Origin of the sequence: Streptomyces europaeiscabiei (genome assembly GCF_001550375.1) — a bacterium.
Taxonomy (GTDB): Bacteria; Actinomycetota; Actinomycetes; order Streptomycetales; family Streptomycetaceae; genus Streptomyces; species Streptomyces europaeiscabiei.
This window is the reverse complement of sequence record NZ_LRTR01000118.1, coordinates 1-17,656: the sequence shown is the minus strand read 5'-3', so window position 1 is coordinate 17,656 and position 17,656 is coordinate 1. Positions and strand designations below refer to the sequence as shown.

At 70.3% G+C, this 17,656-nt stretch carries 18 protein-coding genes and 1 pseudogene; 9 read left to right on the top strand and 10 right to left on the bottom strand.

What is annotated here, in order from left to right:
* The 3 genes from AWZ10_RS05405 to AWZ10_RS05395 form a co-directional block, all read left to right on the top strand.
* A partial coding sequence (locus tag AWZ10_RS05405) for a helix-turn-helix domain-containing protein (protein ID WP_244172403.1) occupies positions 1 to 357 on the top strand: 357 nt, incomplete at its 5' end.
* Positions 358 to 386: 29 nt separating this feature from the next.
* Positions 387 to 1,184: an AzlC family ABC transporter permease gene (locus tag AWZ10_RS05400; protein ID WP_060890573.1), complete on the top strand. Its 798-nt coding sequence runs from the start codon at positions 387 to 389 to the stop codon at positions 1,182 to 1,184.
* A complete protein-coding gene (locus AWZ10_RS05395) occupies positions 1,181 to 1,489 on the top strand; it encodes an AzlD domain-containing protein (RefSeq protein WP_046705746.1) in 309 nt (102 codons plus the stop codon). The genes AWZ10_RS05400 and AWZ10_RS05395 overlap by 4 nt, the downstream gene beginning before the upstream one ends.
* Before the next feature lie 317 nt (positions 1,490 to 1,806).
* Here the strand turns inward: AWZ10_RS05395 and AWZ10_RS05390 are convergent, their stop codons facing one another.
* Entirely contained in the window at positions 1,807 to 2,751 is a 945-nt protein-coding gene (locus AWZ10_RS05390) for a hypothetical protein (RefSeq protein WP_046705747.1), read from the bottom strand.
* A gap of 79 nt (positions 2,752 to 2,830) precedes the next feature.
* Between AWZ10_RS05390 and AWZ10_RS05385 the strand changes: the two genes are divergently transcribed.
* The 4 genes from AWZ10_RS05385 to recX all read left to right on the top strand — a co-directional run bounded on the left by AWZ10_RS05385 (position 2,831) and on the right by recX (position 6,947).
* Entirely contained in the window at positions 2,831 to 3,025 is a 195-nt protein-coding gene (locus AWZ10_RS05385) for a DUF3046 domain-containing protein (RefSeq protein WP_046705748.1), read from the top strand.
* Between the two features lie 94 nt (positions 3,026 to 3,119).
* A complete protein-coding gene (locus tag AWZ10_RS05380; protein ID WP_079104294.1) occupies positions 3,120 to 4,562 on the top strand; it encodes an AI-2E family transporter in 1,443 nt (480 codons plus the stop codon).
* Between the two features lie 315 nt (positions 4,563 to 4,877).
* The gene (gene recA, locus AWZ10_RS05375; protein WP_037700973.1) at positions 4,878 to 6,005 is read left to right on the top strand and encodes a recombinase RecA; all 1,128 of its coding nucleotides are present in this window, start codon (positions 4,878 to 4,880) and stop codon (positions 6,003 to 6,005) included.
* A 3-nt stretch (positions 6,006 to 6,008) separates the two neighbouring features.
* Positions 6,009 to 6,947: a recombination regulator RecX gene (gene recX, locus AWZ10_RS05370; RefSeq protein ID WP_060890572.1), complete on the top strand. Its 939-nt coding sequence runs from the start codon at positions 6,009 to 6,011 to the stop codon at positions 6,945 to 6,947.
* 185 nt (positions 6,948 to 7,132) lie between these two features.
* Here the strand turns inward: recX and AWZ10_RS05365 are convergent, their stop codons facing one another.
* The 7 genes from AWZ10_RS05365 to AWZ10_RS05340 all read right to left on the bottom strand — a co-directional run bounded on the left by AWZ10_RS05365 (position 7,133) and on the right by AWZ10_RS05340 (position 13,250).
* Entirely contained in the window at positions 7,133 to 7,672 is a 540-nt protein-coding gene (locus AWZ10_RS05365) for a cupin domain-containing protein (RefSeq protein ID WP_046705391.1), read from the bottom strand.
* A gap of 82 nt (positions 7,673 to 7,754) precedes the next feature.
* Entirely contained in the window at positions 7,755 to 7,841 is an 87-nt protein-coding gene (locus tag AWZ10_RS55460; protein ID WP_316731559.1) for a putative leader peptide, read from the bottom strand.
* Positions 7,842 to 7,931: 90 nt separating this feature from the next.
* Positions 7,932 to 9,623, bottom strand: coding sequence for an FAD-dependent monooxygenase (locus AWZ10_RS05360; protein ID WP_060890571.1), 1,692 nt, complete (start codon positions 9,621 to 9,623; stop codon positions 7,932 to 7,934).
* Positions 9,624 to 9,821: 198 nt separating this feature from the next.
* Positions 9,822 to 10,745, bottom strand: a complete 924-nt coding sequence (locus tag AWZ10_RS05355; RefSeq protein ID WP_060890570.1) for an amino acid ABC transporter permease — start codon at positions 10,743 to 10,745, stop codon at positions 9,822 to 9,824.
* Complete coding sequence (locus tag AWZ10_RS05350) at positions 10,742 to 11,419, bottom strand: amino acid ABC transporter permease (RefSeq protein ID WP_060890569.1); 678 nt, start codon at positions 11,417 to 11,419, stop codon at positions 10,742 to 10,744. The genes AWZ10_RS05355 and AWZ10_RS05350 overlap by 4 nt, the downstream gene beginning before the upstream one ends.
* A gap of 120 nt (positions 11,420 to 11,539) precedes the next feature.
* Complete coding sequence (locus AWZ10_RS05345; RefSeq protein WP_020114116.1) at positions 11,540 to 12,391, bottom strand: glutamate ABC transporter substrate-binding protein; 852 nt, start codon at positions 12,389 to 12,391, stop codon at positions 11,540 to 11,542.
* Positions 12,392 to 12,473: 82 nt separating this feature from the next.
* Positions 12,474 to 13,250 carry an amino acid ABC transporter ATP-binding protein gene (locus AWZ10_RS05340; protein ID WP_046705386.1) on the bottom strand — a complete coding sequence of 259 codons (777 nt, stop codon included), beginning with the start codon at positions 13,248 to 13,250 and terminating at the stop codon, positions 12,474 to 12,476.
* 327 nt (positions 13,251 to 13,577) lie between these two features.
* On the opposite strand from AWZ10_RS05340, the gene AWZ10_RS05335 reads away from it, so the two are divergent.
* Both AWZ10_RS05335 and AWZ10_RS05330 read left to right on the top strand, forming a co-directional pair.
* A complete protein-coding gene (locus AWZ10_RS05335; protein WP_037700951.1) occupies positions 13,578 to 14,264 on the top strand; it encodes a response regulator transcription factor in 687 nt (228 codons plus the stop codon).
* Positions 14,265 to 14,273: 9 nt separating this feature from the next.
* A complete protein-coding gene (locus AWZ10_RS05330) occupies positions 14,274 to 15,686 on the top strand; it encodes a sensor histidine kinase (RefSeq protein WP_046705385.1) in 1,413 nt (470 codons plus the stop codon).
* 53 nt (positions 15,687 to 15,739) lie between these two features.
* Here AWZ10_RS05330 and AWZ10_RS05325 read toward each other — a convergent pair whose 3' ends face one another.
* Both AWZ10_RS05325 and AWZ10_RS53490 read right to left on the bottom strand, forming a co-directional pair.
* Positions 15,740 to 16,738, bottom strand: coding sequence for a TAXI family TRAP transporter solute-binding subunit (locus tag AWZ10_RS05325; RefSeq protein WP_060890568.1), 999 nt, complete (start codon positions 16,736 to 16,738; stop codon positions 15,740 to 15,742).
* A 310-nt stretch (positions 16,739 to 17,048) separates the two neighbouring features.
* Positions 17,049 to 17,345: pseudogene (locus AWZ10_RS53490) on the bottom strand (N-acetylmuramoyl-L-alanine amidase); the annotation flags it as partial.
* Positions 17,346 to 17,656 lie beyond the last annotated feature (311 nt).

Sequence of the window (17,656 nt, the reverse complement as noted above, 5' to 3'; positions counted from 1 at the left end):
GAGCGGCTCGCCGCCGACCTCGGCACCAGTCCCTTCGCGCTGCTCCGGGCCTTCCGTGCGGCCTACGGCATGCCGCCGCACACGTGGCTGACCGACGCCCGCGTCCGCCGGGCCCGCCGCCTGCTCGACACGGGCACGGCTCCCGCCGCGGCCGCCGTCGCCGTCGGCTTCACGGACCAGCCTCATCTCAACCGCCACTTCAGCCGGATCGTGGGCGTGCCTCCAGGCGCGTACCAGCGGGAACGTGTGGGCGGTCTCGACGACGGGTGCGAGCGTACGGACGGCATGCGCGAGCGCGAAGTCCAGGCACGCGGGCGCGAAAACATACGCGGGCGCAAGAACGTACAAGACCCCTGAGGGGCACTGCTCGTACCGTCCGAGGCGTGGTGACTGAACAGACTGGTCTCGTGGAGACGCATGACAGTGGCGGCGCGAAGTCCGACGGAGCCGTCGTCCGGGACGCCCTGGGAGTCGGGGTCGCCGTCGGACTGTCCGGCTTCGCCTTCGGGGTGACCTCGGCCGGCAGTGGGCTCAGCCTGCTGCAGACCTGCGCGCTGAGCCTCCTGGTGTTCACCGGGGCCTCCCAGTTCGCCCTGGTGGGGGCGCTCGCGGCCGGCGGCAACCCGTTCACGGCGGCAGCCGGGGCCTTCTTCCTGGGCGTGCGCAACGCGTTCTACGGGCTGCGCCTCTCCCAGGTGCTGGCCCTCCCGCGCGTGGTGCGGCCGTTCGCCGCCCAGTGGGTCATCGACGAGGCCACGGCCGTCGCCCTCGCCCAGCCCACGCGTCACGCCGCCCGCATGGGCTTCACCGTCACCGGGCTCAGCCTCTACCTGCTGTGGAACCTCACCACGCTGCTCGGTGCGCTCGGCGCCGAGGCCATCGGCGACACCGACGCGTGGGGGCTCGACGCGGCCGGCCCCGCCGTCTTCCTGGCGCTTCTCGCGCCGATGCTCAAAACCACCGGGGAGCGGGCCGTCGCGGGCATCGCCGTCGTCCTGGGGCTCGGTCTGCTGCCCGTACTGCCCGCCGGGGTCCCGGTCCTCGTCGCCGCGGTGGCCGCCCCGGCCGTTCTCTGGGCGGAAGGGCGCCGCAGGGCCGACGAGCGGCAAGGCGACGGCCGGCAAGGAGACGGCCGGCAAGGAGACGGCCGGCAAGGAGACGGCCGGCAAGGAGAGGACCGATGAACGTCTGGATCGCGATCGTCGGCACCGCTATCGGCTGCTATGCCGTCAAGCTCATCGGTCTGCTGGTGCCCGAGGGAGTCCTGGAACGCCCGCTCGTCCAGCGCCTCGCCGCCCTGCTGCCCGTGGCCCTCCTCGCCGCCCTCACGGCGCAGCAGACCTTCGCCGACGGGCACGAACTGGTGCTGGACGCGAGGGCCGCGGGGCTCGCCGCAGCCGCCGTGGCGCTGCTCCTGCATGCCCCGTTCCTGCTCGTCGTGGCCTCCGCGGTGATCGTGACGGCGGGGGCGCGGGCGGTGACGGGCTGACACGACTGTTGTGGGTCCACGCGCACGTGGACCCATGTCGAGGCTCGCGTATGTGCGGCACGCGCGCGTGAACCCGGTCGTCGACCGCACCCGTGTGGCGGTCGACCGCCCGTACCGCCCGTACCGCCCGTACCGCCCGTACCGCCCGTACCGCCCGTACCGCCCGTACCGCCTGTACCGCCCGTACCGCCCGTACCGCCCGTACCGCCCGTACCGCCCGTACCGCCCGTACCGCCCGTACCGCCCGTACCGCCCGTACCGCCCGTACCGCCCGTACCGCCCGTACCGCCCGTACCGCGCGTACCGGGTGGCCGGTCTCAGTCGATCGCCCGCCCGTACGCCCGCAACGTCCGCAGCGCCTCGATCGTCACGATCGGGCGGCTCTCCATGGCGGTGCTCGGGGCCCACTGACGCCAGCGGATCGGCCAGCCGCCGTCCTCCGTCTGTTCGCCCGCCAGGAAGTCGAGGGAACGGGACATCTCCTCGTCGGTGAACCACGCGCGTGCCAGGGATTCCGGGGTGTGCGCGAAGTCGTGCGGGTAGTGGTGCTCGCCCGGCGCGTAACCGGCGGACACCGGGTAGTCGTTCGGCCGCTCCGGATCCAGCGTGGCGAGCCGGTGTTCGCGCACCATGCGGCCGAGGCGGTCGGCGGCAGCCCGGGCGCGCGGGCGGTCGGGCACGGACTCCAGGAACGCCACGGCGGCATGGACCTCGTAGGGGTGCGACTTCTCCAGGGACTCCACCGCCTGCCAGCAGAAGTCGGTGGCCCGGAACAGCCAGGCGTGCCACACCTGGTTGCGGTGCAGCAGCCCCACCACCGGCCCGGTGGCCAGCAGATCACTGGGCGGGTCGTCGACGATCGGCACGAACGGGGCCACCGGGTAGCCACGCTGGCTGGGGTGCACCGCGGGAAGGGCGCCGTCCGGGGTGGACACCGACGTCAGATAGCGGCACACGCGCTCCACCCGCTGTCCGCCGCAGCGCCCGATCGAGTCCAGGACACGCAGCGCGTGCCCGGTGTGCAGCGGCTGGCTCACGGGCCCGCGCAGATCGGGTTCGAGCGCGTGGCCGTACCCGTCGTCGGCGTTGCGGTAGGCGGACAGCGCGGTCTCCACCGCGTCGGCGCCCCCGTCCAGGAAGTGGTACGCGAAGCGGCGCTGCTCCAGCACGCGCGCGGTCAGCCAGACGAACTGTTCGGCGCGAGCCAGCGGGGTGTGCGCCGGGGACGACGAGGGGAGTGGGGATGCTCCGGTTTCGGCCATGGCTCCGACCGTAGGGCGGAAAGCGGTATCGGCAGGCCGTCCCGGCCAGGCCCACCCCCTGGGGCGGGATACTGGAGTCATGCGGTTGACGGTCTTCTGGCAGCGGATGGCGGAGCACTTCGGTGAGGGGTACGCCGACACCTTCGCGCGCGATCATGTGATGTCCGACCTCGGCGGACGCACGGTGCACGAGGCACTGGACGCCGGCTGGGAGGCCAGAGAGGTGTGGCGCGTGGTGTGCGCGACCATGGGCGTTCCGGTCGAAAACCGCTGAAAAGCAACGGACTTCACCAGTCGGACGCTGCTCGTTGGACCGGAAGGTCCGGGGGCGGCGCCTGAATGTCGGTGGCGTGGGCGAGACTTGGTCCGTGGCCCCCACAGACGAGACCGCCCAGTTCGCGCACCAGGCATCCCCGTTCGGCACGACACCGCCCACCGGCCCCCCGGCCGGCCCGGGGCCCGGTGCCGCGCCGAGCGGCCGCATGCCCCGCTGGCTGCCCCGCGCGATGGTGCTGGCGCTCTCCCTCGTCGCCGTCTTCCAGCTGGGCAGCTGGGCGTTCCATCAGCTCATCGGGCTGCTGACCAACATCCTCATCGCGTTCTTCCTGGCGCTCGCGATCGAGCCCGCGGTGAGCTGGATGGCCTCGAAGGGGCTGCGCAGGGGCTTCGCCACGTTCCTGGTCTTCGTGATCACGCTGATCGGGGCCGCCGGGTTCGTCACGCTGCTCGGTTCGATGCTCGCCGGTCAGATCATCAAGATGGTCGAGGACTTCCCGGCGTACCTCGACTCCGTCATCAGCTGGATCAACGCGAGCTTCCACACCGAGCTCAAGCGCGTAGACATCCAGGAGGGGCTGCTCCGCTCGGACTGGCTGCAGAAGTACGTGCAGAACAGCGCCACGGGCGTCCTCGACGTCTCCGCGCAGGTGCTGGGGGGCCTCTTCCAGCTGCTGACGATCGCGCTGTTCTCGTTCTACTTCGCCGCCGACGGCCCCCGGCTGCGGCGCGCGCTGTGCTCCGTACTGCCGCCCGCCAAGCAGGCCGAGGTGCTGCGCGCGTGGGAGATCGCGGTCGACAAGACCGGGGGCTACCTGTACTCACGCGGCCTGATGGCGCTGATCTCCGGTGCGGCGCACTATGTCCTGCTGGAGTACCTCGACGTGCCCTACGCGCCCGCGCTCGCGGTCTGGGTCGGCCTGGTCTCGCAGTTCATCCCCACCATCGGCACCTACCTGGCGGGTGCCCTGCCGATGCTGATCGCCTTCACGGTCAACCCCTGGTACGCGCTGTGGGTCCTCGTCTTCGTGGTCATCTACCAGCAGTTCGAGAACTACGTACTGCAGCCCAAGCTGACCGCCAAGACCGTGGACATCCACCCGGCCGTCGCCTTCGGATCGGTCATCGCGGGCACCGCGCTCCTCGGCGCCGTCGGCGCGCTCATCGCCATCCCCGCCATCGCCACCCTGCAGGCCTTCCTCGGGGCGTACGTGAAGCGGTACGACGTCACGGACGACCCCCGCGTGCACGGGCACCGCGGACGCGGCACGGGCAACCTCCTCGCCCGCCTGCGGAGGCGGCCGCACCGGACAGCGGAGGAGGACGGGACCGACCGCGACGTCCTCACGCGTGTGCGCAGGCGGCTGGAGGAGAAGCTCGACCAGAAGCGCGGCACGCGACGGTCGGTGGACGACTCCGCGAACGCGCGGCAGGACGGCGACACCGCGCGCCGGGACACGGAGGCCGAGGGAGGCGCCGGGCCGGAGGACGGTGCCGGGCCCGAGGGTGCCGGGCCCGGGAGCGGTACCCCGTAGGGCCGGCGTCGCCGTAGCCCTCCAACCTCCAACCTCCAACCTCCAACCTGCGCCGAGCGCTGTTTCGGCTGCCCTCTCCGCGTGAACCCGCTCTTCCGGAAGTGCTCCGGGTGCCGCGTGGTGCGCTTGACACTAAAATCGAACATCCATTCTTATGGAAGCTCCGGCGAGGCTCCAGGTCGGAGTTCGGCAGGGTTTTCGTGGAGAAGTGCCCGAGTTATCCACAGGCCGGGCGGGCGTCGGGGCCCATTGTCAGTGGCAGGCGTTAGCGTCTTTCACGTGAAGCGATCGACTCAAGCAAACCGGGTGGAACCCATGGCAGGAACCGACCGCGAGAAGGCGCTGGACGCCGCGCTCGCACAGATTGAACGGCAGTTCGGCAAGGGTGCGGTGATGCGCCTCGGCGAGCGGCCGAACGAGCCCATCGAGGTCATCCCCACCGGGTCGACCGCACTCGACGTCGCCCTCGGCGTCGGCGGCCTGCCGCGCGGCCGAGTGGTGGAGGTGTACGGCCCGGAGTCCTCCGGCAAGACGACCCTGACCCTGCACGCGGTGGCCAACGCGCAGAAGGCCGGCGGCCAGGTGGCCTTCGTGGACGCCGAGCACGCCCTCGACCCCGAGTACGCGAAGAAGCTCGGCGTCGACATCGACAACCTCATCCTGTCGCAGCCGGACAACGGCGAGCAGGCCCTGGAGATCGTGGACATGCTGGTCCGCTCCGGCGCCCTCGACCTCATCGTCATCGACTCCGTCGCCGCGCTCGTCCCGCGCGCGGAGATCGAGGGCGAGATGGGCGACAGCCACGTGGGTCTGCAGGCCCGTCTCATGAGCCAGGCCCTGCGGAAGATCACCAGTGCGCTCAACCAGTCCAAGACCACGGCCATCTTCATCAACCAGCTCCGCGAGAAGATCGGCGTGATGTTCGGCTCCCCGGAGACCACGACCGGTGGCCGCGCGCTGAAGTTCTACGCTTCGGTGCGACTCGACATCCGCCGTATCGAGACGTTGAAGGACGGCACCGACGCCGTCGGCAACCGCACCCGCGTCAAGGTCGTCAAGAACAAGGTCGCGCCGCCCTTCAAGCAGGCCGAGTTCGACATCCTCTACGGGCAGGGCATCAGCCGCGAGGGCGGCCTGATCGACATGGGCGTGGAGAACGGCTTCGTCCGCAAGGCCGGTGCCTGGTACACGTACGAGGGCGACCAGCTCGGCCAGGGCAAGGAGAACGCCCGTAACTTCCTGAAGGACAACCCGGACCTCGCCAACGAGATCGAGAAGAAGATCAAGGAGAAGCTGGGCGTCGGCGTCCGGCCCGAGGAACCCACCGCAGAGCCGGGTGCGGACGCGGCGGTCTCTGCCACGCCCGCGGACGACGCCGCGAAGACGGTGCCCGCGTCGGCTGCCAAGACCGCCAAGACCAAGGCTGCGGCGGCGAAGAGCTAGTCCGTGACGCGCAGAACGGACTGGGGCGAGTACGCATACCCCAGTGCCCCCGAGAGCCGGGGGCGCGGGGGTATCGGCGGGGGCACCGGGGGGCCCGCCGCGGACGGACACGGGTTCGGACCGTACGACGACACACCGTCGTACGGCACGGACGGGCTTCACGGCGGTCAGTCATACGACGATCAGCCGGGTGACGGCGACGGCGATGGTGATCCCGGCCGGTGGGAGGACGGCTCTCCCTCCGGTGCGGGCTCGGCCGCCGGAAGGCGTCGGCGTGGCGGCGGTGCCTCGCGCGGTGCGGCCGGTGACGCGCCAGGCAGACGCGGCGGCCGGAGCGGTCGGCGGCGTGGCTTCGGGGAATCGGGCGACGGCCCGGACGGCGGGGGGCCACAGGACGGGGGTTCGTCTTTCTCGTCGAGGGCCGAGAAAGGGGAGCCCTCAGGGGACCCGGCTGAGCAGGCGCGCGCGATCTGCCTGCGCCTGCTCACCGGGACCCCGCGCACCCGCAAGCAACTCGCGGACGCCCTGCACAAACGCGAGATTCCCGAGGACGTGGCGGACGAGGTGCTGTCGCGGTTCGAGGAGGTCGGGCTGATCAACGACGGCGCGTTCGCGGACGCCTGGGTGGAGTCCCGTCACCACGGCCGGGGCCTGGCCCGTCGAGCCCTCGCCCGGGAGCTGCGCACCAAGGGTGTCGACTCGACACTGATCGACGAGGCCGTCTCCCAGGTCGACGCCGAGCAGGAGGAGACCACCGCTCGTGAGCTCGTCGCCCGCAAGCTGCGCTCCACCCGAGGCCTGGACCGCGACAAACGCCTCCGCCGCCTCGCCGGCATGCTCGCCCGCAAGGGGTACCCCGAGGGCATGGCCCTCCGCGTGGTCCGGCAGGCACTGGAGGAAGAGGGCGAGGACACGGAGGGACTGGAGGACGAGGGGTACTGAGCCGAGGGCGTCGAGCGAGGGGGCGCGAGAGATTGGCGGGGGCCGGGAGCCTCACGGGCGACGGCGCTCAAGAACCGCGGATCGGGGAAACGGGGGCAGGCCAGGAACAACCCGACTGCACCCGAGCGGAGTTCGCCGGGAGCCCACTCGTGTGCCAAGCGCTCAGAGTCGCTGAGGCCCTGGGCTCACTGCCAGTCGGCCGGACGCTCCACGTGCTCCAGGCGCAGCACCTGTCCCGTGCGGCTGAAGCGGCGGATGCGGGGGAGGGGCGGGTAGTAGGCGTGGACGGAGATCGCGTGCTCCTCGGTGGACTCGTTGAGCACCTCGTGGACGTGGTGGCGTCCGAAGGAGCGCCCCTTGCCGGCGGACAACTGCCGCTCCCGGTCGACGCCTTCGGTGAGTTCGAGGGTCTTCCAGCCGTCGGTGGGCAGCCGGGCGGCGAGCGAGTACTCCCTGAGTTCGCCGGCGGCGGTGACGAAGGCGCCCACCGAGTCGGCGTGGTCGTGCCAGCCGGTCCCGGTGCCGGGCGGCCAGCCGATGAGCCATGCCTCGCTGCCGCCGGGGCCTTCGAGCCGTACCCAGGTACGGCCCTCGGGATCGAGCGGAAGCGAGGCGATCAGTTCGGCGTCGGCGGCCGTCCGCCGGGCGAAGTCGAGGAGCTCCGCCTGTGTGGGGGTGGAGACGGCCGACGCGGAGGCGGGGGGAACAACGGGGGACACAGACACGGGTACCGTCCTGAGGTGCGTTCGCTCGGGAGCGCGCGACGGCATACAGGCGGCGCGCGCGGATGAGAAAAGAGATGCGAATTCAGCAGGACGGACGACACACGCAGCCCGCATAGCGGACAAGGTCCATATGGACCCTCCGCCACAGGCGCGTCGAGGTGTCGGTCACGGACCGGAGTACACCATGACAGGGCGGAGCGGTCAACTGACCGTCACTATGTGGACACACAGTGACGGTCGCGCCGACAGGCTCGGGTGTTCAGCCGGAGCTCGCAGCGGCCCCGGTCGTCTCTGACTGCTGCTCCGCCACGCCCAGCGTCGCTGCCGCGGCCGTGTACAGGTCGGCCGGGCGTACGCCGCTCAGGGCCGTGACGAGGTAGCCGTCGGGACGGATGAGGAGGACGGTGTGGGCGCCCGCGCCCGGGTAGGCCTCGGCGACCAGCAGCTCGGCGTGGTGCGGCAGGGCGGAGACGGCTGCGGTGAGGCGCGGCATGAGCCCGGCGCTCATCCAGTGCTTGCGCTCCCACACCCCGGTACCCGGCGCGATCAGCACCACCAGCAGCGCCCCGCGCCCGAGCCGGTCCCGTAGAGGTACGAAGGTGCCGTCCTCCGCGGTCACCTCCACATCCACGACCTGGGCACCCGGCAGGGTGTCGACCGGAGTCTCCGCGGCGGCGGGCGGCGGCATGAGCGGGGAATCGGAGTACGCCCCCGGCGCACCCAGGGCCCCGCACCCCAGGTGGCCGTCCGAAAGGAGCGCGTCGTGGCCCCGGGACGAGCCGGGGACGTACGACCGCAGGCCTTTCGCGCCGCGCAGCAGGGGGAGCACCTGGTCGGCGGCGCGCAGGCGGGTGGCGACGGCCGCGCGCCGTTCCGTCTGGTAGCTGTCGAGCAGGGCCTCGTGCGGGCCGTGGTGCCAGGCCAGGGCCAGCTTCCAGGCGAGGTTGTCGGCGTCGCGCAGCCCCTCGTCGAGGCCTTGAGTGCCGAGCGCCCCGAGCAGGTGTGCGGCGTCCCCGGCCAGGAAGACCCGGCCGACCCGCCACCGCCGGGCGAGCCGGTGGTGCACGGTGTGGACGCCGGTGTCCAGCAGGTCGTACGGCGGTGTCGAGCCCCCCGTCCAACCGGCGAGGGTCTCCCGGACGCGGGCCACGAGGAGTTCGGGTGTCACGAGGTCCTTGCCCGGCGGCAGGAGCCAGTCCAGGCGCCAGGCCCCTCCGGTGAGCGGCCGTGCGGTGATCTCCCCGCCGGACGGGCCCGACGTGCGCCACGGCGGCATGCGGTGCAGCAACGCTTCGCCCGGCCAGGGGAGTTCCGCGCGCAGTGCCGCCACCGCGTGCCGTTCCACCGCCGTACGGCCGGGGAAGCGGATGTCCTGGAGCTTGCGGACCGTCGAGCGCGGGCCGTCGCAGCCCACCAGATAACTGCCCCGCCACCAGGTGCTCTTGGGGCCGCGGGTGTGGGCCGTGACGCCGGACTTCTCCTGCTCGATCGCGTCGAGCCGGCTCTCCACGGCGACCTTGACGAGCCGTTCCCCGGCGATGGCCTCGCGCAGGGCGGCGGTCAGGACATGCTGGGCGATGTGGAGCGGGGGGAGGCCGGCGGAGCCCTCGACGACCTCCTCCGGGCCGCCGCGAGCCCCCTTCGAGGCCTCCCGGGGCGGGATGTCCTTCACGTCGAAGTCGGTTTCCCCGAACCGGACCTGACGCATCACCTGCTTGCGCCGCATCGACCGCCATCCGGCCCAGTGGCAGCCGGCCCGGGAGAGCGGGACGCCGGACAATCGTTCCAGCAGTGCGGCCGTGTCCTCGTTCAGGACCACCGTCCGCGCGAGCCGCTGCTCGTCCTTCCCCGGCCCCTCGTCGAGGACCACGGACGGCACCTCCTGCCGCGCCAGCGCAAGGGCGAGCGTGAGGCCCACGGGCCCCGCGCCGACGATGATCACCGGGTCCACGGCGCGGCGCCCCCTGACCGACGTGACGCCCCGGCGGACGTGGGTGAACAGGAAGTTGGAGCAGGGTGCACGATCACAGAACGTATGCAACCCATTGCCGGTGCTTGCGTCAAGTGACGGAGGGCAGTGGCGATCATGCCACTGCCCTCCGGGGAGCGAATCGGGGGACATCCTGGGCGGATGTCACCTGATCGATCGTCAGGTGTCCTTCTTGTCGATGTAGGTGCCGAGGCCGGGCAGACCGCCACCTTCCCCGCCGGTGGCCGTTGCGCCTCCGACCGCCGCAGCCGGGATGACGGCCCCCGTCGACTTCTTGCCCCGCCGCAGCCGCTGCTCCAGCCAGCTCGCGAAGCTGGTGATGATGAAGTTCAGGACGATGTAGATGATCGCGACGACGACGAAGCTGGGCACGACGTTGGCGTACACCGCCGCCAGCGTCGCGCGTCCGCTGAGCAGTTCGGTGAACCCGATCATCACGCCGCCGAGCGCGGTGTCCTTCACGATGACCACGAGCTGGCTGACGATGGCCGGCAGCATCACCGTGACGGCCTGCGGCAGCAGGATGGAGGACATCGTCTGGCCCTTGCGCAGACCGATCGCCTGGGCGGCCTCCGTCTGGCCGTTGGGGAGGGCGAGGATGCCGGCGCGCACGATCTCGGCGAGGACCGAGGCGTTGTACAGCACCAGACCGGTGACGACCGCGTAGAGCTGCCGTTGCTCGGTGGTGACGTCCAACGAGCGAGCGATGACCTCGTTGGCGAACAGCATCAGCAGCAGGACCGGGATGGCCCGGAAGAACTCGACCACCGCACCGGCCGGGATGCGGACCCACAGGTGGTCGGAGAGGCGCGCGATGCCGAAGAGCGCACCGAGGGGCAGGGCGATCACGATGGAGAGCGCCATGGCCTTGAGCGTGTTGGCGAGACCGGGCAGCAGATACGTCGTCCAGGCCTCGGAGGTGAAGAACGGCTTCCAGAGCTTCCACTCCAGCTGGTTCCTGCTGTCCAGCGCTCCCCAGAGCCACCACGCGAGGAGGGCCAGCAGAACGACGAATACCACCGTGAGGATCACGTTGCGCCGTTTGGCCCGGGGGCCGGGGGCGTCGTAGAGAACGGAATTCATCGCTTCACCGCCAGTCGCTTGCTCAGCCAGCCGAGGATCAGGCCGGTGGGAAGGGTCAGAACAACGAATCCGAAGGCGAAGATCGCGCCGATGAGCAGGGTCTGCGCCTCCTTCTCGATCATGCCCTTCATGAGGTAGGCGGCCTCCGCCACACCGATCGCGGCCGCCACGGTGGTGTTCTTGGTCAGCGCGATCATCACGTTGGCCAGCGGGCCGATGACTGAACGGAACGCCTGCGGCAGCACGATCAGGCCGAGAACCTGGGTGAAGCTCAGCCCGATGGCGCGGGCTGCCTCAGCCTGGCCGACGGGCACGGTATTGATGCCGGAGCGCAGTGCCTCGCATACGAAGGCCGCGGTGTAGGCGACGAAGCCGAGGATGGCGAGCCGGAAGCCCTGGACCTTGAAGTCGTCGGGCGCGCCCATCGTCATGCCGAAGATGTCGGCGAGACCCAGCGACGTGAAGACGATGATGACGGTCAGCGGGATGTTCCGCACGAGGTTCACATAGACGGTGCCGAAGCCGCGCATCAGGGGTACGGGGCTGACGCGCATGGCCGCCAGCAGGGTTCCCCAGACCAGTGAGCCGATGGCTGAGAGGACGGTGAGCTTGACCGTCATCCAGAACGCACCCAAGAAGCTTGGGTCGTTGTAGTTTGAAAGGAAGTCGAACACTGTCTCCCGCGCTTCCGGGTGTGTGGCGTACGAGGCAGGCGCGCCGCGCCGCCGCCCCTACCGCGCTCTGCGGCGGGCGGCGGCGCGACTACGAGAACCGCGCTGGATGCGGATGTCCGCTTACTTGATGTCGCCGATCTTCGGGGCGGGCTCGTTCTTGTAGTCGGCCGGGCCGAAGTTCTCCTTGACCGCGGTCTCCCAGGCGCCGTCGCTGACCATCTTCTCCAGCGCGGCGTTGATCTTGTCGACGGTCGCGGAGTCGCCCTTCTTGACGCCGATGCCGTAGTTCTCGTTGCTGAGCTTCAGGCCCGCGAGCTTGAACTGACCCTTGTAGTTCTCCTGCGCGGCGAAGCCCGCGAGGATCGAGTCGTCGGTGGTGACCGCATCCACAGCGCCGCTCTGCAGGCCGGCGATGCACTCGGAGTAGCCGCCGTACTCCTTCAGCTGGGCGTCCGGGGCGATGTCCTTCTTGACGTTCTCCGCCGAGGTGGAACCGGTCACCGAGCACAGCTTCTTGCCGTTGAGGTCCGTGCCCTTGCTGATGTCGGAGTCGGCCTTCACCAGCAGGTCCTGGTGGGCCAGCAGGTACGGGCCGGCGAAGTCGACCAGCTTCGCGCGCTCGTCGTTGATCGAGTAGGTGGCCGCGATGAACTTGACGTCGCCGCGGGCCAGGGCGTTCTCACGGTCGGCGCTCTTGGTCTCGACGAACTCGATCTGCTTGGGCTCGTAGCCGAGCTCCTTGGCCACGTACGTCGCCACGTCCACGTCGAAGCCGGAGAAGGAACCGTCGGGGTTCTTCAGGCCGAGACCTGGCTGGTCGTACTTGATACCAATCTTGATCTTGTCGCCGCCACCGGAACCGGAGCCCGAGCCGCTCTCGTTGCTGCTGCTGTCGTCACCACCACAGGCGGTGGCCGTAAGAGCGAGGACGAGGGCGGTGGCCGCTGCGGCGGAGACCTTGCGGAGCTTCATGGTGAACATCCTTTGAGTGGAGAAGAGATGCGGACCGTCATGGTGCGGGTGCCGGGGGCGGGAAACGGCGTCGGCGGGGCCGTCAGTGGTGCAGGATCTTCGACAGGAAGTCCTTGGCCCGGTCGCTGCGGGGGTTGCTGAAGAACTGGTCCGGCACAGCCTCTTCGACGATGCGGCCGTCCGCCATGAAGACCACCCGATTGGCGGCCGAACGGGCGAAGCCCATCTCGTGGGTGACCACGACCATGGTCATGCCCTCCCGGGCGAGCTGCTGCATGACCTCCAGGACCTCGTTGATCATCTCGGGGTCCAGTGCCGAGGTCGGCTCGTCGAAGAGCATGACCTTGGGGTCCATGGCCAGCGCCCGCGCGATCGCGACACGCTGCTGCTGGCCGCCCGAGAGCTGCGCGGGGTACTTGTCCGCCTGGGTGCTCACGCCGACCCGGTCCAGCAGGCTCCGGGCCTTCTCCTCGGCCTTCTTCCTGTCGGCCTTGCGGACCTTGAGCTGCCCCAGCATCACGTTCTCGAGCACGGTCTTGTGCGCGAAGAGATTGAACGACTGGAACACCATGCCGACGTCCGCCCGCAGTTTCGCGAGCGCCTTGCCCTCCGCGGGCAGCGGCTTGCCGTCGATCAGGATGTCGCCGGAGTCGACCGACTCCAGCCGGTTGATGGTGCGGCACAGGGTGGACTTGCCGGACCCAGAGGGTCCGATCACCACGACGACCTCGCCCCTGGTGATCGTCAGATCGATGTCCTGGAGTACGTGCAACGCGCCGAAGTGCTTGTTGACGCTCTTCAGGACGACCAGGTCGTCGGCCGCGGGCACCGCGTCCTTGACCACCGAAACTTCGGTCATCGCTTTGGGCTCCGTCTTCCTCGGTTTCGGAGGACAGTAGTGACCGGCGACGACCAGCGTCATTACATCTGAGCGAGAATTGAGCATAACGATCTGGTAGCCGGACGGACACTGCACGTGACGGCTTCGCGCGGGGCATTCCGGCTGGGTAACGGAACCCGCTCGGAACTCGTACGGCCTTGACGGCGTCCTCACTCATCAGTGTGACTGCGAAGGGGCCGATGCGCGCGTGCCCGGGATGCGAATCCGCGTAATGTGTGCCAGCCCGAGACCCTGAGACGCACAGATGACCGAAACAAGCGACCGACCGAGCCGGAAGGGGCCGGAATGAGACTGCTCCTCGTCGAGGACGACAACCATGTCGCCGCCGCCCTGTCCGCGGTCCTGGCCCGGCACGGCTTCGACGTCACGCACGCCCGCAGCGGCGAGGAGGCCCTCCAGGCGCTCGTTCCCGAGGGGAACGGCTTCGGGGTCGTCCTGCTCGACCTCGGCCTGCCCGACCAGGACGGTTACGAGGTCTGCGGCAAGATCCGCAAGCGCACCAGCACCCCGGTGATCATGGTGACGGCCCGCGCCGACGTACGGTCCCGGATCCACGGCCTCAACCTCGGCGCTGACGACTACGTGGTCAAGCCGTACGACACCGGCGAGCTCCTCGCCCGTATCCACGCCGTCGCCCGCCGCCGGGCCCCCGACGAGGCCGCCGCCCCCGGCGACAGCGGGCTGCGCCTCGGGTCCGTACTCATCGAGCTGCCCACCCGGCAGGTCAGCGTGGACGGCTCGGTCGTCCAGCTGACCCGCAAGGAGTTCGATCTGCTCGCGCTGCTGGCCCAGCGGCCCGGGGTGGTGTTCCGCCGGGAACAGATCATCAGCGAGGTGTGGCGGACCAGTTGGGAAGGGACCGGCCGCACCCTGGAAGTGCACGTCGCCTCCCTGCGGTCCAAGCTGCGGATGCCCGCCCTGATCGAGACGGTGCGCGGGGTCGGCTACCGGCTGGTCGCCCCGACGCCGTAGCGTGCCCGCGTGCGCACTCGTCTTCTTCCGCTGCTCATCATCCTGATGGCCGCCGTGCTGCTGGCCCTCGGCATCCCGCTGGCGGTGAGTCTCGCGGCGGCGCGGCAACAGGAGGTGGTCGTCGACCGCATCGACGACACGGCGCGCTTCGCCTCCCTCGCCCAGTTCGTCACCGAACGCCCGAGCGGCTCCCGGGTGGACACCACGGACGGCCGCGGCGAGACCCTGAAGCGGGAGCTGGAGCAGTACAACAAGGTGTACGGCATCAAGGCCGGCGTCTTCTATCGCGAGAAGGACCAGCAGGCCATGGCCAACGCCCCCGGCGAGTGGGGCAGGCCCACCGAGGGCGAGGGCCTCGTCGCTCTCAAGGAAGCTCTGCTGGGGCGCCGTCCGCACAACCCGAAACAGGTGTGGCCCTGGCAGGAGGGCCGGCTCGTCGTCGCGTCCCCGGTCATCCACGACGGTGACGTCGTCGCCGCCGTCGTCACCGACTCGCCCACCGACCAGATGCGCAGGAAGATCCTGCGCGGCTGGCTGATCATCGGCGCGGGCGAGTTCGCCGCGATGCTCCTCGCCGTCGGTGCCGCGCTGCGTCTGACGGGCTGGGTCCTCAAGCCCGTACGTGTCCTCGACTTCACCACCCATGCCATCGCCTCCGGACGCATCAAGTCCAGGGTGGCGGTGGCCGGCGGCCCGCCCGAACTCCGTCGGCTGGCGCGGTCGTTCAACGAGATGGCCGACAACGTCGAGGACGTCCTGGAACAGCAGCGTGCCTTCGTCGCCGACGCCTCGCACCAGTTGCGCAACCCGCTGGCCGCGTTGCTGCTCCGCATCGACCTGCTCGCGCTCGAACTGCCCGAGGGCAACGAGGAGATCGCCTCCGTCCGCACCGAGGGCAAGCGCCTCGGCTCGGTCCTCGACGACCTGCTCGACCTGGCGCTCGCCGAGCACGCGGAGTCCGATCTGCGGCTCATCGACGTGGGTGAGCTGACCGCCGAGCGCGTCGCGTCCTGGTCGCCGCTGGCCGACGACAAGGGCGTGACGCTGGTCGGTACCTGCCCGGCCACCACCGCCTGGGCCGACCCCATCGCCCTGTCCAGCGCCCTGGACGCGGTGATCGACAACGCGCTGAAGTTCACGCCCGCCGGCGAGACCGTGCAGGTGCGGGTCACCTCGAACGGCGAGGCCTCCACGGTCGTCGTCACCGACGGCGGGCCCGGTCTCAGCGACGAGGAACTGGAACGCGTCGGCGACCGCTTCTGGCGCAGCACCGCGCACCAGAACATCAAGGGATCGGGCCTGGGGCTCTCCATCTCCCGGGCGCTGATCGCGGCGGGAGGCGGCTCCATCTCGTACGCCCACCACAAGCCGCACGGGCTGCGGGTGACGGTGACGGTGCCCAGGGCGCGTCCGCCGGCCTGAGGGAGGCCTTCCAAGGGCCTACGGGCCCAGGGGCGGCCTCCCGAACCGACGCGCTACGGCTTCACCGACAGGTAGTACGCCGCAGCTCCCTTGTGCAGCGGCAGGGGGTCCGTGTAGATGGCGGTGCGCAGGTCCACCACCTGGGCCGCGTGGACGTCTTCGCCGATCTTGTCCCGGCTCTTCAGGACGACGCGGGTCAGCCACTCGGTGAGCCTGGGGTCCAGGTCCTCACGGGTGATGAGCAGGTTCGCCACGGTGAGGGTGGGCACGGAGTCAGTGAGGATGGTCGGGTACGCGTCGGCGGGCATCACGGACGTCCGGTAGTGACTGAAGACGACGCCCTGGTCGTGCAGATCCGTCACCAGATCGCTGCGGATCGGGACGAACCGGAAGGCGTAGTGCTGCTTCGTCGCGAGGTTGGTCAGCCCCTTCGTGGGCAGTCCGCCCGACCAGAAGAAGGCGTCGATGCTGCCGGTACGGAGGGCGTCAGGACTCGTCGCGATGGTGTCCGGCCGTGCGTCGATGTCCTTGTCGATGTCCAGCCCGTCCGCCTCCAGCAGACGTTCGGCTATCAGCCGTACGCCGGACCCCTCGGGCCCGACGGCGACCCGCTTGCCCTTGAGTTCCGAGACGTTCTGGATGGTCGAGTCGGCGGGAACGACCAGTTGCACGTAGTCGTCGTACAGCCGCGCCACGCCCCGCAGCTTTTCGGCGCCGGGCCTGCCCTCCTCGATGTACGTCTGCACGGCGTCGGCCGCGGCGATGGCGAAGTCGGCCTCCCCGGTGGCCACGCCGTGGACGTTGGTCTGGGAGCCGTTGCTGGGTTCCAGCTTGACCCGTAGGCCTGGCATGTCCCCGGCGATCGCGGTCCGCAGCTGTTGGCCGTACTGCTGGTAGACGCCCCGGTCGGCTCCGGTCATGAGCTTGACCGTGCCGCTCGGCGGCTCCTCGCGCGGCCACAGCCACCACGCGAGCAGCCCGAGGACCACCAGCGAAGCCACCGAGCCCAGCAGCGCCTGCCGCGTGCCGATGCGTGGGAGTACCTGGACCATGCGCGAAATCCTGCCAGGTCACCGGACGGGCGGCCAGGACCGGACCCATCCGGTGCGAGGCTGTGACCTCAAGGGGCGGGGAACCGTGGTGAGTGGTGAGTGGTGAGTGGTGAGCGGTCGGCGGCCGGTGGCCACGGCCGTGCGGAGCCGTTCCAGCTCCTGGTCCATGACCTCGCCCGGACACTCGGTCGCCATCCAGTCCCGGTGGCCCGCTGATCTCCGCGATCTTCTTCCGGGCGCCGTTGACCGGGTGGTTCGTGTACGTCACCCGGGCCTGCGGGTCGACGCCGTGCCGCCGAACCAGGACCTTCACCAGCCGCTTCAGCGACGCGCGGGCGGCCTCCCGCGGGCTCCGCTCGGTGTAAGTGCCCAGCAGGGCGATGCCGAGGTTGCCGGAGTTGAAGCCGCCGACGTGGAAGGCGGTCACCAGCCTGCCGCTGGCGTCGTGCGCGGGCAGTCCGTCGTCGCCGGAGCAACGGCCCTCGTGGATGCGGCCTTCCTCGTCGACGAGGAAGTGGCAGCCGATGTCGCCCCAGTCGTTGGTTACGGCATGCAGCTGATGGATCGCGCGGAGCGTGGCGGCCGGGTCCAGGTCGTCGTTGGCCATGGCTGTGTGGTACACGGTGATCGTCTGGAACGGGTAGAACGCGGTCGGCGGGTTCTCCGTGCCGTCCGCCTTGAACCGCAGCGACTCGTCGGAGTCCCGGGCGGCCCGCGTCAGGTACTCGACGCCACGGACGCGGGTGGGGGCGGAGGGCACCACCACCCTCCGGTCCGGGCCGTGCCGGGTGTCGAGCGCCGGCGAGCGCAGTCCGGGGGCTCCGTCGGGCGCCTTCAGCTCGTAGCCGGCGGCCGGGTCGGCCGTGATCAGCACGTCGCCGCCGTTGGCCACCGGGCATCCGCCGTCGCCGAGCGTCC